Below are 13,574 nucleotides of genomic sequence, written 5' to 3'. Positions count from 1 at the left end.
CTGTCCTACAACATCAGGTGGAGGCCGCTGTGCGCGATGGCCCGTGCATCGGTCCGGCGCTCCAGATGCTCCCTGAAGAGGGCCACTTCCGGTCCTTCGGGCTGGGCGAGCCTGGAGCCGGCGGCGATGAAGGCCGTGCCGAGGCGGATCAGGGCGCGGGACGTGAATCCTGCGTGGACGGCGGCGGGGGCGGACGGGTAGTACACGAGGCTGGCAGAACTCATGGCTGCTCCTGGAAGTCGATGAGGGGAAAGGCGTTGAAGTGCAGTTGGACGGGGCGGGCTCCGGGGGTTCCGGGCTCGCTCCGGTAGGCCTCGAGCTTTTCGCGCAGGATCGCTTCCATCTCGCCGGTGAACGCCTTGAGCTGGTCCGCGGTGAACTGGGCGTTGAGCGTGCTGAGCATGGCGGCGTCCGCCCACTCTGCCGGCAGCTCGGACGGGTTGCTCGCCGTAAACGCGGCCAGGGCCTCCGCACGCCCCTGGACGAAGTGCCGGTTGACCTGGCGGGCCGCCTCCCGGACGGCCGGGTCTTGTTCCGGCGTGGAGGTACTGAGGATCAGGGAGCCGTGCGGTCGTTCCCACCACCGCTCGCGCCCCGAGCCCCGGTTCTCGATTTCGCGGACCAGGCCGTGCCGGGCCAGTTGCCGAAGGTGGTAGCTGGTGGCTCCGCTCGATTCCCCCACCCGTTTTCCCATGCTGCTCGCTGTCTGGGGCCCGTACTGGGACAAGATGTCCAGCAGCTGCACCCGGAGCGGGTGGGCGAGGGCCTTGAGGACGGGACCGTCGAGGACGCGGTCTCCGGCGTGGGTCGGCTGCTGTGCGGGGCTGGGATCTGCGGTCATGGACCCAGCATGACAGTGCAAAGGTTTATTTGCAAACAGTTCTTTGCATGTCGGGCCCATTGGACAACCACACGCCCCTGAGTGGCCTGCATTACTGTGTGTAGGAATCCCAGCACTCACCAGCCCTGAAGGAGCCCCGATGACCGCTTCCGAAATGCGTTCGAAAACGCTTGAATACTCCCCTGCAGAACGGGACGTCGCACGCATATTCTCGCGGACCGGACTCGAGCACCTGCAGGCACTGGCCGCCGGCGAGGTTCCCGGCCCGCCGATCAGCAGCCATGTGGGGCTGCGCATCGTCAGCGTGAGTGAGGGCGACGTCGTGATGACGGCGGAGCCCGACGAATCGCATTACAACCCGATCGGGTCCGTCCACGGCGGTTTTTTCGCCACCGTCCTGGACTCCGCCTGCGGCTGTGCCGTGCACTCGACACTGCCGGCGGGTGCCGGCTACACCAGCCTCGAGCTCAAGGTGTCCTTCCTTCGGCCCGCCACCGCGGACACGGGCACGGTCACCGCCCACGGATGGGTGACCAAGGCGGGGCGCAACGCGGCGTTTGTCGAAGCGGACCTGCGCGACGCCGCCGGCCGGGTTCTCGCTACCGCGTCAAGCACCTGCCTGGTGGTGGGTCCCGAGCCATCGGGACGTTGAGCGGGTGGTGAGGGAGACGGTGACGAGGACGGCGCAAAGCAGCACCGATGTCAGCAGCAGGACCAGATAGGCCGCCGTTACCAGCACCGCAACCGGCGCCGTTTCCCAGACTGCGGAAAGCGGCATCGAACTCAGGCTGTCCGCTACGCCGAAGTTCCTGTTGATGAACGGCCCCAGAACGAGCAGGACCGCCGCTGCGACACCAAACCTTGTGCCACGCCTCAGTGCGGTCTTCGCTGCTCCACGGGACATGTCACTCCTAGGTTCATTCCTGCCGTAGCCCCGAGTATGCGCGAGGCCTGCGGCAGCATCAACACTTGGCTTGGGGCTCGCTACCGCAGCACGCCCGGTCTGTGCCGCTCACATAGCGTCAAGGCCTGCAGACTGCCTTGCGCGCGCCTTGATCGCCACAATGACTTCGGCCTTGGCATCGGCGTAGTCATTCATGTCGTCCCACGCCTTATCGAGCAAGGCCCTCTTGGTCCTTTCGTAGAGGACACGGTCGTCGACATTGCGGCGCAAATGATCGCGAAGAAGGAGGTACTCAGCGATTGCAGGATCATCTCGTTCATATAAATGAACGTGGACGTCGCGCTCCGGCGTGCGTACTAGCCGGTGCCGCGGTTCCCGGACCCGCAGTTCGTACCCGGCTGCCAGAAGCGGGTCGAGGTAGTCTTCCTCGGCCGTGATGTCCTCCACTGCGACCACGATGTCGATGATTGGCTTGGCTGCCAATCCCGGCACAGAGGTGGAACCGATATGTTCGATCTCAATGTCCTCACCTCCCAGAGCCTCACTAATCCGCCGTCGGTGATCGAGATAAGTGTCCGCCCATTTATCGTCGTGGCTGCAGAGCCCAAGCGAGAGCTTCTCAGGACCACCGACGATCTCGACTGATGTGACGTCTGGACGGCGCGGCTTCCGGTTCCTTTTCACGTATGTATCTTTGCAGAGCAGGCCAACTGCCGACGAAACTCTGCGCCCTGCAAGCCGGCCCCTCGCTGCGGCAGGATCGAGTCAGGCCGAGGCGGCGGGCACGTCGCGGCCGACGATCATAGCCAGGAGGTCATCCAGAGTTCCGTGGCACTTCTCCACCTCGGGCAGGTGGTAGAACGTGCTGGTGGTCGCCGGGTTGTTGATGTCCTGGTCCGCCGAATGCAGGATTGTTCTTCTGCCCTGAGCTATGGCGATGCCAAGCTCAACATGCGTGCCCTTCCCGCCTGGAAGCAGGATAACGACGACGTCGGCCCGCATCACTGCGTCTCTCTCCTGCTGCCCGATAGAGCGCAGATCCTCGAGGGCTGCTGTGCCCGCATCGCGTGCCGAGGCGTTCTGGGTCCAGTCGTACGCGTTGACGTAGCCCTTGCTTTCCAGAGTCTGCGCGACGTACCGGACGTTGGCGATATTTTTGAAGCTCGACCCAACATAGAACCTTTTCAAAGCTGCTTCCTCCTGATGGGAACTGCGGTTATTCCGGTCAATTCCTCAGCATGACTCATTTGGTTCCATCGGTCGCCGGGCTAACACTTCCTCAAGCCGCGACGCCGGACGCAACCCGACGGTAAGTGCAGCAGTAAGGCCTTGCTACCCCCGCTTTTCTAAGGGATCGGCGGAGGGTGCCCAGGTCCGCCCGAACTGCATCATGTCACTTGGTAGCCTGCATATATGACTTCCCTCTCGGCCGCCCACATAAGAATTGCCCGCCCGACCAGGGATATGGATGCCGCAATACGCTTCTGGGTAGAAGGATTCGGCATGACCCTGGAAGGGCGGAAGCCTGGCGAAACCGGCACGCTGGAAGAGATAGCTTTTATCGGCTGGCCGGGCGGGAACTGGCACCTCGAGTTAGTTCTGGACCGGCAGATTGTGCCCGCACCGAGCGAGGAGGACCTTCTTGTTTTATATCTTGAAGGTCCGGTTGAGGAAGATCTTCTGGAGAGCATTCAGAATGCAGGCGGACGACGGGTGAGCGCACGTAATCCGTACTGGGACGAGCATGGGGTCACGATCATCGATCCCGACGGCTATGTCGTTGTCCTGTCCACACGTTCCTGGAGTTGAAGCCCAGCCTTTCTGGGACACCTGTGTCGATTGAGTATTTAGTTTTTTTCGGAGGCACTACCAGACAGCAAGTTGGAAACAATAGAGGTCTTGGACTGCGTGTAGTCATCCCAGTTTCTTGCTGCTTTTGCGGAGCGGATCTTGGTACGAAGGTATTCAGCACGGGCGCTTTCGTCGGACCTGAGTAGATCACGAAAGCTAATGCGCCTGCGCCACGGCAGGCTTTCGTATTCCACTACATGAAGGATGTAGGTACGGGATGATCTGGAAGGATGACTAAGCCAACAATGATGATCGCGTTCACCTTCAAGATCGAACCCGATCGTGGCGAGATGCTGTGAAACGCTGCTGACTCTATCTGCTTCGACACCAGCAAGGATGTCCACAACATCCTTGGCGGGAAGATCAGGCACGGCAGTGGAACCAATGTGCTCCAGATGGACACCGGGGACCTGTTGACGGATCTTGTCCATCATTTCAGCCGCCATTCCCGTCCATTCGGAGTAGCGGCTCGGAACGAGGAAAACAGGCTGATCGGGTGTCATGGAGTTATCTTTGCATAGGCCCTCCTGGCTGCTGCGGGTGCTGTAGAACAAGCTTCACCCAGTGCTTAGCGGATCCCTTTTATAGGTCGAGGTACAGCACAACCCCTGCATGCTGTGCCGCCCGCAGGTCGATCGTTCAACGAACACCTCTCGCTGCTCTCCAGAGCCGAATCATCCAAGGAAATGACGACCTGCAGAGCTCGCGTTCCCATAGGATGACGCAAATTAGCGAGATTACTTGATGGACCGATTAGGTTGAGGAGCAGGATGCAAAGGGAGGCGGCACAGTCATACGCAGATGAATTGGAGATGAAGGCAAAAGCGGAGCTTCCGGATTATGTGTATGGCTATTTCGCTGGCACAGCCGGGGGCGGGGAGTCCGTGCAGGATGCCGCCGCGCACTGGGACGCTGTTCGATTCCGTCCGAAGGCATTCACCAACACATCTGAGGGACTAACAAGAACGTCCATCTTGGGAACTCAGCTACGGACACCTGTTTTGGCAGCCCCGATGGCCCACCAGAACGCAGCCACGCCGCTGGCGGAAATCGCCACGGCACGTGCCGTCCGCCGCGCAGGATCACTGCTGGGAGTTTCAACCAATACCTCAGTACCGTTCTCCCAGATCGCCGCAGAAGGTGCGCCGTGGTGGTTTCAGGTTTATGTCATGAAAGACAGGGGTTTGTCCAGTGCCCTGGTCGAGCGAGCTGCTGCCGCCGAGGCGAAGGCACTGGTTCTTACGGTAGACACGACACGGCTCGCGTCGAGTGAGTTGGTTATTGACCCTCAGCTGTGGCCTGAGACGCCGGGAAAACGGAGGCTTGCCAACCTGCTCGAAGAGGACCTGTCTGGACTTTCGGAGGATGCAACCCGGGGAGCGGAGGATCTGACACTCGACATTATCGGCGAACTACGTGAACGATCGGGAATTGAGGTCATAGTTAAAGGTATTCTGCGCGGTGACGACGCCCGGAGGGCCGTAGACGCGGGGGCCGCCGGCGTCTTGGTGTCTACCCACGGGGGTCGGCGTCTGGGCAAATCAGTCACTTCCATGCAGGCTTTGCCCGAAGTGGTTCAGGCCGTGGGAAACGACTGCGAGGTGTATGTTGACAGCGGTATCCGGACCGGGGACCACGTCGCTGCTGCCCTGGCCATGGGCGCCCGGGCGGTTTTTGTAGGGAGGCCGGTGATGTGGGGACTAGCCACCGGAGGCGAAGACGGCGCGGCGGCCGTGCTCGAACGCTTCACCGAGGAACTGCGCCTGACCATGGCCGCTATCGGTGCCAACACGATCCGAGACATCACCTCTGACATGCTCTGGCGTCCCCAAGCCACCTGCTGAGGAGATTCCGCGAGATTCTGCCCGGCCCAGTGCCGTCAAGTGCCAACCGCTGCCCATGACCTTTCTTCTGACGCTGACATTTGCCGCCCGGACAGCGTAGCGAAGAGCCAAACCACCTGACACTTTTGCGGACGCTTACTCACAGCATCGCTGAAGAACCTTTTGTGCGGGCTGCTTACAGGCTCACCATGAAGGAGTCCTCCTGGGCGAACCGCGTGACCAGCCCTACCCGGATGCCATACGAACGTTTGACGCATTACTTGGCCGGGCGGCCGCCGCGTGCGAGCTGGTGCCGGCATCAACGTCGAGAACCTTTGCCTGCTATGTGGGGTCTTCATCGGAGTACAACACGTCTCAACCACACTGACCAGCCGCACCGGCCTGATCCAACGGGCAGCCCAAATGTGGCTGTTCCTGCTTCCCCCTATTTCCGAAGCCGATTGCCTGCATCACCATGTAAAGGCGGTCCGCAGCATTTTCATTTTCCACTACGTGAAATCGCGCTCGGATCTTTTTGAGGAATGGCCGGTTCGCTGTTGCTCTCCGGCCTCACTTCAGGGGCACACCGAAGAAGGCTGGGAGGAATTCGTCCTTGAACAGGGCGAGCCCGTCATCTGTGATCCCGGATGGCAGATCGTGAGGTACGTCGTCGAACTGCGGTTCCATGTGGTCTGGGAACTTCAGGTGCCCGGTCCGGCCGTCTGAGCTTGTTCCGTAGACATCGCCGGCATTGGATATGACCGAGGGATGGAAATCGAAAGCCGGGTCGATCTGCTGTTGTTCTCCTGTTGTGAGATTAACGATCCATCGTGACTCAACGTTCTGACTGTCGTTCCATCGCATGAGGACGAGTTGCCCGTTGGGGCTGCTCGCACTGTCATAGCTGTGGAGGTTACCTCCTGGGAAGGCACAACCATTGAGGGCGCCCTGGAATGTGAGCGTCTGCCCTGTGTGCAGGTCAAAGGACTCACAGGTGTCGTCGGGTTTTTGTACGGTCATGAACGTCGGACCGAAGAAGACAGAACCGTCCGTCGGTCGGTCGGCGAACGGCGTGGACCATTCGCGTGTTCCGATCGTCGCACCAACCTCAGGATCACCGGAATTCGGTGAACGGAAGATGTCGACTCCATCGATCCTGGTCAGCCAGGTCTGCCCCTGGAGCTCGGGGATAGGCTCCAGTGTGGCGGTCTCGGGATTCAGCACCCGAACGTAGTTGGTGTCCTGTGCGTTCACCTTTGGGTTTTCGTGCATGGCCAGGCCGCCATCGGTGGCGGTGAAGGACACTGCACTGTCAACGTCATCAGCCGGGACCGGTCGGTACCGGGTCACGTCTTCCTCAACAGGAGTTGCACGACCTGAGGAATCCACGACGATGAGCTGCGCGACAGGTTTGCCAGCTTCCTGAGCGGAAGCTGCCTCAAGTGGGACGCCGATCTGATAGAAGACGAAGAACTCCTTACCGTTCTGCAATACGCGGTAGAGAGAAGGCTTAACGCTCTGCTCGGGGTCAAGGCCCAGAGACGGAGATTGGTAGACAATATCCCCGTCTCCGTTAGTCACAGCCAAAGTTTGGTCACCATCAGGTACCTTGGCGGTGTAGGCGGCAAGAGTGCTGGTGATTTCTGATCCTTCGCCGAGGAGCCCGGCGCGCCAGCCGGCTCCACCGGACCAGGGCGCAGGAAGAACTCCGCTGGTGTAGTCCGCGGGATCGAGGAATGCTAGAGGTTTCCCGAGAGACGGCAACGCAGTAGCTGACGTCGCTGCGGACGCGCTGCTGCTTGGCCTCGAGCTGCTAGGCGTCGCGGTTTCCGCGGCAGGTTCGTCACTCGCACACGCGGATGCTGAAAAGGCTATGGCAAACGTTATGACTCCGGCTACGACGTAGTTTTTCGTTTTCGACCGCATTGGTCCCCCATCGGACTCAGACTAGTTACTTCTTCAAAATATCAAATGGCGGACCATACTGATTGCCGTTGAGCAGAACCACCACAGCTGTGATTCTGTGCATGGCCGTCTACGTCCTAAGGAGCTTCATTCGTTAGGGAGCCCCCACCTCGACACTGTAGAAGCCTCTGGTGGCTAGAGCAGCCCTATACCAAGGCAGCAGTTATCACCCGGCAGCTTCGGTTATCGAATAGGGGTATGGTCATCTTGACTCCTACGTTGGATATAAATTGATCACAAAATAGCCTGGAGTGGTCAACGCGCTGCGTGTGAGTTACGGCGGCAAGCCGCAAGGTTTGAGCAACGCTTTGTGGCTTGACCAACCAGTTCCGTTCTCCAATCCGACCCACCACAAAAATCTCCATTTGTGAGTCGCAGCGGTAACCAAGCATTTTCTTGCAGCGCTTTGTCGCCGATTGCCTAGTCTCATAAGCCGACAGGTTACGGACAACTTCAGGCCCCTTTTGAAGGATCACCCATTAGATTCTCGAACCGAGCTGGCTCGGGCGACCGCCTTGTTCCCGCCCGTTGAGACCCCGAAGTCGATTTGCTACATTCCATCCCATCTATAGGGATCCGCGGTACAGGCCTTTGAGGAGCGCGATAATCCCCTGCCGCGCGTGGGGCGGGTCTGTCTTGATCCACGCTGCGTAGATGGGAACGGGTGGTGCGTCTCTGACGGGCCGGTACACGAGGCCTTGGCGGCGGTATTGGTGCGCGGTTGACTCAGCGGTAATCCCGCGGGCTGTGCCGCTGCTGATGACGGTGAGCCAATCGTCCACGTCGTCGGTGCTAATCGTTTGCTTTGGTTGCTCCCCTTCAGGCCAGAGATCCAGCCGGGTGCTGCCGGTGCGTTGGTCCACTGCCAGGGGCAGAGGCGCGACCTGGGCAAGGGTGACGCTGCGCCTGTGTGCCAACGGGTCAGTGACGGCCATTGCGCAGTAACGTTTCTCTTCGCCGATAGGAGTCAGTTCCAGGGCTGTCGTAGCGGGAATGCGGCGCAGAATCGCCAGGTCACTGGTTCCTTCGAGCAGTCCTGCAGTGGATGTGTTGGTCCTGATCAGGCGCAGGTCACTGTGCGGGAAAGAAGCGGCCCACCGGCGCTGGAACATGCAGGTTGCCAAAGCCAAGGGCAGGCTTCGCGGTAAGCAGCCCAAACTCTCGAAGCTGCAGGAAGCACACGTGGTCTCCCTATACAACGCAGGGGAACATACCACCTCCGAGATCGCCGAACTCTTCAAAGTCGCTCGAAGTACGGTGTACCGCATCGTTCAACGAACACGCCCCACAGGCAGCTAACGTACGACGCCGGCCCCACTCACCGTCCGCACCGCTCCGGCCGCATGACTAGGCTGGGGGCATGGCAACAGTAATCCTCGTGCGGCACGGCCGCACCACCGCCAACGCCTCCGGGCTGCTGGCCGGCCGCACCCCCGGCGTCGAACTCGACCAGGCCGGCCGAGACCAGGCCGCCGCCACCGGTGACCGGCTCGCCGTCGTCCCCCTGGTCGGTGTGGTCTCCAGTCCGCTCGAGCGCTGCCGGCAGACCGCGCAATTCATTCTGGACCGGCAGAAGGCCGCCCCGCATACCCCGGTCGAGGCTGGGCTGACGGAGTGCGATTACGGCTCCTGGCAAAACCGCACGCTGGAGGAGCTGGCGAAGGAAGAGCTGTGGAAGACGGTGCAGTCCCAGCCCTCCGCCGTCACCTTCCCCGGCGGGGAGTCCATGGCCGCGATGCAGGCCCGCTCGGTGGCGGCGATCCGGCGCCACGACGCCGCGTTTGAAGCCGAACACGGGCCCGGTGCCGTCTGGGCGGCGGTGAGCCACGGCGACATTATCAAGTCCGTCCTCGCCGACGCCCTCGGAATGCACCTGGACCTGTTCCAGCGCCTCCACGTGGGTCCGGCCTCCGTGTCGATCGTGCACTACGGCAAGGGACGGCCCACCGTGTTCGCCACCAACACCGACGCCGGGGACCTGTCCTGGCTGGCGGCCGCTCCCGCTGCGGAGGATGCGCCGGTGGGCGGCGGCGCCGGACATACGGCGCCTCCGGCCCAAGGAGCCTAGAGTAGTTCTATGCCTACAACTGTTCACGATTTCGACTGGCCGGACCGCGTTGTCGTCGGCACCGTCGGCGTCCCGGGCCAGCGCACCTTCTATCTGCAGGTACGCACCGGGAAGCAGATTGTCAGTATCGCCCTGGAGAAACTGCAGTCCGCCCAGCTTGCCGAGAAGATCGACGAGATCCTCGACCAGCTGATGACCGTCGACGGCAACCCCTTCCACGTTCCCGCAAGCACTCCGCTGGAGCTTGTGGACAATGACGATCTCGACACTGTGGAGGAACAGTTCCGTGCCGGCGTGATGAGCCTGGGCTGGGATCCGACGACGGCGCAGGTGGTCATCGAGGCCTACCCTCTCGGCGAGGTGGATGAGGACGACGACGGCTTCCTCGAGGATGACGACGACGAGACCGGCGACGCCGAAGAGGTGCTGCGGGTGCGGATGCCGGTCGGCACGGCCCGGGCCTTCGCCAAGCGCACCCGAGAAGTAGTGGGCGCCGGGCGTCCGATCTGCGTGATCTGCGGGCAGCCGATCGACCCCGACGGGCACACCTGCACCTTCCCCGAGGCCTGATGCCGGAACCCGACCTGGTCACCGCCGAGCTGACGCTCACCGGCCGCCTCACGACGGCGTCCAACGCCACCTTCCTGGGCAGCATCGGCGACGCCGCCGTGGTCTACAAACCGATCGCCGGGGAGCAGCCGCTCTGGGATTTCCCCGACGGCTGCCTGGCCCACCGGGAGGTTGCCGCCTACCTGGTGTCGGAGGTGTTGGGCTGGAACATCGTGCCGCGCACCTGGCTGCGGGACGGACGGTTCGGTGAGGGCATGGTCCAGCTCTGGCAGGAGACCGACCCGGAACAAAACGCCGTGGACCTGGTGCCGGAGGAGGACGTGCCGGCCACCGGCTGGAAAGAAGTCCTCCAGGGCCAGGACGACGCCGGGCGGATCGTCTCCCTGATTCATGAGGACACTCCGGCGCTGCGGCGGATGGCGGTGTTCGATGTCCTGGTGAACAATGCCGACCGCAAGGGCGACCACGTGCTGGCCATGCCCGGCGGGCACCGGTACGGGGTGGACCACGGGCTGACCTTCCACAGCGAGCACAAGCTGCGGACGGTGCTGTGGGGCTGGATCGGTGACGAGCTGAGCGCCGAGGAAGTTGCGGGTGTTGACCGGGTGCTCTCAGGACTGGACGGTGAGCTGGGCCAGCAACTGGCGAAGCTGCTTACCGCCGAGGAGATTGAGGCGTTTGCCGCCCGCTGCGCCCGGTTGCGCTCGACGGCGCGGTTCCCGGAGCCGAGCGGCGACATGCCTGCCGTCCCCTGGCCCCTGTTTTAGGCAGAACAACGGCCAGACGCTGATTTACTTAATGGGTTCCCCGAAGTAGAGAACCGTTCCATTGACCTCATTACGTATCGCGAACTGGCCTCCTGAGATAGCAGCACTTGGCACCTGGATAGCGAAGCGGCCGGTCGATTCAATCCCTGTCTTGGCAATGATGTCGGGCTGTCCGATCCAGTCCTCTTCCATTACGGCGGCTGAGTTGTCGTCGTTCCATATGTCGTAAATCTGTCCGCCGCTGCCAATGAATACCGGCACAACAGATGCTGTTGGAGACATCGGTTCACCAGCATCCGCACTTGGATGGTCTTCATTCTCGACCTCGTTATACGGGTTTTCGGCGAGGATCAGCGCCGCACCCCCAGTCGTTACCGTCTCAAAGCCCTGCTCGATGCCGCCGACTTCGCCATCGATCTCGCCGTTTTACTCGAACCACGTACTGATTCATTAGAGTGGCTGACTCTCTACCCGATTGCACCCGCGAGCACTACACTGTGTGAAAATTTCGCGCGCTTATGCCGATGGGGGAACAACTAAATGCCCGTACTTGACGTCGCCCTTCCTGCTCCGACGCAAAGGGTTCATCGTCCATCCACCAACTCCGCACGCTTGGACATTCAGGGACTACGGACAATCGCCGTCCTTGCCGTTATCTCCGATCATTTGCTTGGCTATCCGTTCGGCGGATTCGTTGGAGTGGACGTCTTCTTCGTGATTTCCGGATTCCTTATTACTGGACTGTTATTGCGCGAACACGAAAGAAGCACACGAATCTCCTTCCGCGGGTTCTATCGGCGCCGCATCAAGAGAATTATCCCCGCTGCACTGATTGTCATCATGACGACAATCGTTCTATCCTGGTTCCTTTTCCAACGAACGCGGGCCGAAAGTATCACATGGGACGGCATATATGCTCTGATCTTTGGTGCAAATTGGCACTATGCTGCTGCCGGCACGGACTACATGCAGGCTGGCGGACCGGTGTCGCCGCTTCAGCATTTCTGGTCCCTCGCTGTTGAAGAACAGTTTTATGTTTTCTGGCCATGGCTAATTGTTCTCGTGATGGGTGTACTCGCGCCCAGACTCCATCTTTCTACGGCTGCTGCTCGCCGCCTCCTGGCCGGGGTTTTCGGACTTGTTATTGTGGCATCGTTTACTTTTTCCCTATGGGAAACCGCAGCGCGGCCAACGGTCGCGTACTTTTCCACAACGTCACGGACCTGGGAATTAGCAGTCGGGGCGCTGCTCGCAGCGACGGCCAACAGCCTTCCAACTCTTAGCGTGACAATGAGGACCACCTTGGGCTATGCGGGGCTCGCCGGCATCATCTGGAGCATAATATATGTCACTCCTGAAATGTCATTCCCCGGACCGTGGGCCGCCGTACCCGTATTGTCTACAGCGCTGGTTATCGGCGCCGGCATAAAGGGGAACCAGCCCTACCTGTATCCCCTGACCAACCGAGTGAGCAACTATATTGGCAACATCTCGTACTCGCTGTATCTATGGCACTTCCCGGTAATCATCCTGATGGGTTCGGTTGTCCCGCAGGAGAATCTGACCGCGTCGATAGTCGCGGTACTGGGAATGGTCGCCTTATCAATTGCTTCCTACCATTTTATAGAGGATCCCATCCGGAAATCCTCGTGGCTGGACCCCTCGACCCGTCCCCAAAGGAAGAAGCGGCCTGTCCGCATTGACCAGTCGTCCAAGCAGGCCGCCATGGGTGTTCTCGTTACAGTGGCAGCTTTAGTGGTCATTCTCGCCATGACGAGGACAGCTGCGACGGAACAGTCGCTTTCCGTACAACGGGCACCTGCTTCGATCTCCGACCAGGATGGTGCGGCTCCTGAAACACAACCGGACACCGCGGCGGGCAGACTATCCGCCGAGATAGAGGCGGCCAGTGCGTCAACGTCCTGGCCGGAACTAGCGCCATCTCTGGATGAGTTGTCATTCGTCCCCGAGTGGACGGTCGATAAATGCATGAATGTCACCGACGCAAACGTCAGCCAGTGCATCTATGGGGACCTCGCGGCTACAAAAACGGCAGTCGTCATCGGTGATTCCGTGGCCATCAGCTGGATGCCGGGGCTACGCGAATCACTGGGAAAACAGGGTTGGAAGATCCAGTTGCTAACCAAGGAGCAATGCCCTGCCATAGAGCTGCGCGTTGAGCGGTCCGATAAAAAGGCGGGTTTTGCGGATGAATGCATCGCACACCAACAGTGGTCCATGATGAAGATAGCCGAGATCAAGCCTGACATGGTGATCGTATCCAGTGCCCTCAATACGCGTGACCGTCTCGTGGGAGCGCCCAAAAAAGACGAAGCCCTTTCACTCTGGTCCGAAGCGACAACCCGAACGCTAACGAAAGTTGGAGGCGTCACGGATGCGAAGATCGTATTGATGTCGGTCGCCGCGACCGGCAAAAACCTGCTCGAGTGTGCCACCAAAGTGAGTGAACCGAGCGACTGCGCGGTTGCGGCTGACGACATGGATAGGTACGTCAGCACGGTCAACGCGGAGAAAACTGCGTCGGAGGGCGTGGAGGGTACCCATTTCGTTTCGACCGTACCGTGGTTTTGTGGTTCAGTCTCGTGCCCTGCATTTTCCGGGACCACCCCGATATTCGCAGACCCGCAACACATAACACCAGAATTTTCGACGAAGCTGGCACCCGTCCTATCCGATGCCATACTCGGGCCGGCGGAGGATTGAGCACCGCCGGCGAGCTGGTCGTCTATGACGATCTCGACGCTGTGGTGGAACAATTCCGTGC

16 protein-coding genes and 1 pseudogene are annotated in these 13,574 nt (G+C 60.7%); 8 read left to right on the top strand and 9 right to left on the bottom strand.

Features of this window, described 5'->3' with window-relative positions; translation table 11 throughout:
- Positions 1–5 precede the first annotated feature (5 nt).
- Positions 6–224: a hypothetical protein gene (locus GD627_RS14790; protein ID WP_152273174.1), complete on the bottom strand. Its 219-nt coding sequence runs from the start codon at positions 222–224 to the stop codon at positions 6–8.
- On the bottom strand, positions 221–841 hold the full coding sequence (locus GD627_RS14785; protein WP_152273173.1) for an ArsR/SmtB family transcription factor: 621 nt from the start codon (positions 839–841) through the stop codon (positions 221–223). Before GD627_RS14785 ends, GD627_RS14790 begins: the two co-directional genes overlap by 4 nt.
- 139 nt (positions 842–980) lie before the next feature.
- On the opposite strand from GD627_RS14785, the gene GD627_RS14780 reads away from it, so the two are divergent.
- Entirely contained in the window at positions 981–1,493 is a 513-nt protein-coding gene (locus GD627_RS14780; RefSeq protein ID WP_152273172.1) for a PaaI family thioesterase, read from the top strand.
- Here GD627_RS14780 and GD627_RS14775 read toward each other — a convergent pair.
- The 3 genes from GD627_RS14775 to GD627_RS14765 all read right to left on the bottom strand — a co-directional run bounded on the left by GD627_RS14775 (position 1,449) and on the right by GD627_RS14765 (position 2,933).
- Entirely contained in the window at positions 1,449–1,745 is a 297-nt protein-coding gene (locus tag GD627_RS14775; RefSeq protein WP_152273171.1) for a hypothetical protein, read from the bottom strand. The two genes, GD627_RS14780 and GD627_RS14775, sit on opposite strands and share 45 nt — an antisense overlap.
- A gap of 108 nt (positions 1,746–1,853) precedes the next feature.
- Positions 1,854–2,429, bottom strand: coding sequence for a GrpB family protein (locus GD627_RS14770; RefSeq protein ID WP_152273170.1), 576 nt, complete (start codon positions 2,427–2,429; stop codon positions 1,854–1,856).
- 81 nt (positions 2,430–2,510) lie between these two features.
- On the bottom strand, positions 2,511–2,933 hold the full coding sequence (locus GD627_RS14765; RefSeq protein WP_152273169.1) for a nucleoside 2-deoxyribosyltransferase: 423 nt from the start codon (positions 2,931–2,933) through the stop codon (positions 2,511–2,513).
- A 225-nt stretch (positions 2,934–3,158) separates the two neighbouring features.
- Between GD627_RS14765 and GD627_RS14760 the strand changes: the two genes are divergently transcribed.
- Positions 3,159–3,554, top strand: a complete 396-nt coding sequence (locus tag GD627_RS14760) for a VOC family protein (RefSeq protein WP_152273168.1) — start codon at positions 3,159–3,161, stop codon at positions 3,552–3,554.
- A 38-nt stretch (positions 3,555–3,592) separates the two neighbouring features.
- Here the strand turns inward: GD627_RS14760 and GD627_RS14755 are convergent, their stop codons facing one another.
- A complete protein-coding gene (locus tag GD627_RS14755; protein ID WP_152273167.1) occupies positions 3,593–4,099 on the bottom strand; it encodes a GrpB family protein in 507 nt (168 codons plus the stop codon).
- Positions 4,100–4,366: 267 nt separating this feature from the next.
- Between GD627_RS14755 and GD627_RS14750 the strand changes: the two genes are divergently transcribed.
- The gene (locus GD627_RS14750) at positions 4,367–5,440 is read left to right on the top strand and encodes an alpha-hydroxy acid oxidase (protein WP_152273166.1); all 1,074 of its coding nucleotides are present in this window, start codon (positions 4,367–4,369) and stop codon (positions 5,438–5,440) included.
- Positions 5,441–5,989: 549 nt separating this feature from the next.
- Here the strand turns inward: GD627_RS14750 and GD627_RS14745 are convergent.
- Positions 5,990–7,000, bottom strand: a complete 1,011-nt coding sequence (locus GD627_RS14745; RefSeq protein WP_152273165.1) for a hypothetical protein — start codon at positions 6,998–7,000, stop codon at positions 5,990–5,992.
- 950 nt (positions 7,001–7,950) lie between these two features.
- Positions 7,951–8,496 (bottom strand): LysR substrate-binding domain-containing protein, encoded by a 546-nt coding sequence (locus tag GD627_RS14740; protein ID WP_152273164.1) that lies wholly within the window; start codon positions 8,494–8,496, stop codon positions 7,951–7,953.
- Here GD627_RS14740 and GD627_RS14735 point away from each other — a divergent pair.
- The 4 genes and pseudogenes from GD627_RS14735 to GD627_RS14720 form a co-directional block, all read left to right on the top strand.
- Positions 8,477–8,683, top strand: a pseudogene (locus tag GD627_RS14735) (helix-turn-helix domain-containing protein); the annotation flags it as partial. The gene GD627_RS14740 and the pseudogene GD627_RS14735 overlap by 20 nt on opposite strands.
- A 61-nt stretch (positions 8,684–8,744) precedes the next feature.
- Positions 8,745–9,452: a histidine phosphatase family protein gene (locus GD627_RS14730; protein ID WP_152273162.1), complete on the top strand. Its 708-nt coding sequence runs from the start codon at positions 8,745–8,747 to the stop codon at positions 9,450–9,452.
- 9 nt (positions 9,453–9,461) lie between these two features.
- Positions 9,462–10,022, top strand: a complete 561-nt coding sequence (locus tag GD627_RS14725) for a DUF3090 family protein (RefSeq protein ID WP_152273161.1) — start codon at positions 9,462–9,464, stop codon at positions 10,020–10,022.
- The gene (locus tag GD627_RS14720; protein WP_152273160.1) at positions 10,022–10,789 is read left to right on the top strand and encodes an SCO1664 family protein; all 768 of its coding nucleotides are present in this window, start codon (positions 10,022–10,024) and stop codon (positions 10,787–10,789) included. Before GD627_RS14725 ends, GD627_RS14720 begins: the two co-directional genes overlap by 1 nt.
- Positions 10,790–10,813: 24 nt before the next feature.
- Here the strand turns inward: GD627_RS14720 and GD627_RS14715 are convergent, their stop codons facing one another.
- Positions 10,814–11,071 (bottom strand): hypothetical protein, encoded by a 258-nt coding sequence (locus GD627_RS14715; protein ID WP_152273159.1) that lies wholly within the window; start codon positions 11,069–11,071, stop codon positions 10,814–10,816.
- A gap of 258 nt (positions 11,072–11,329) precedes the next feature.
- On the opposite strand from GD627_RS14715, the gene GD627_RS14710 reads away from it, so the two are divergent.
- A complete protein-coding gene (locus GD627_RS14710; RefSeq protein WP_152273158.1) occupies positions 11,330–13,513 on the top strand; it encodes an acyltransferase family protein in 2,184 nt (727 codons plus the stop codon).
- Positions 13,514–13,574 lie beyond the last annotated feature (61 nt).

It is taken from the genome of Arthrobacter yangruifuii (assembly GCF_009192775.1).
GTDB lineage: Bacteria > Actinomycetota > Actinomycetes > Actinomycetales > Micrococcaceae > Arthrobacter_B > Arthrobacter_B yangruifuii.
The sequence above is the reverse complement of the archived record's forward strand: the minus strand, read 5'-3'. Positions and strand labels throughout refer to the sequence as shown.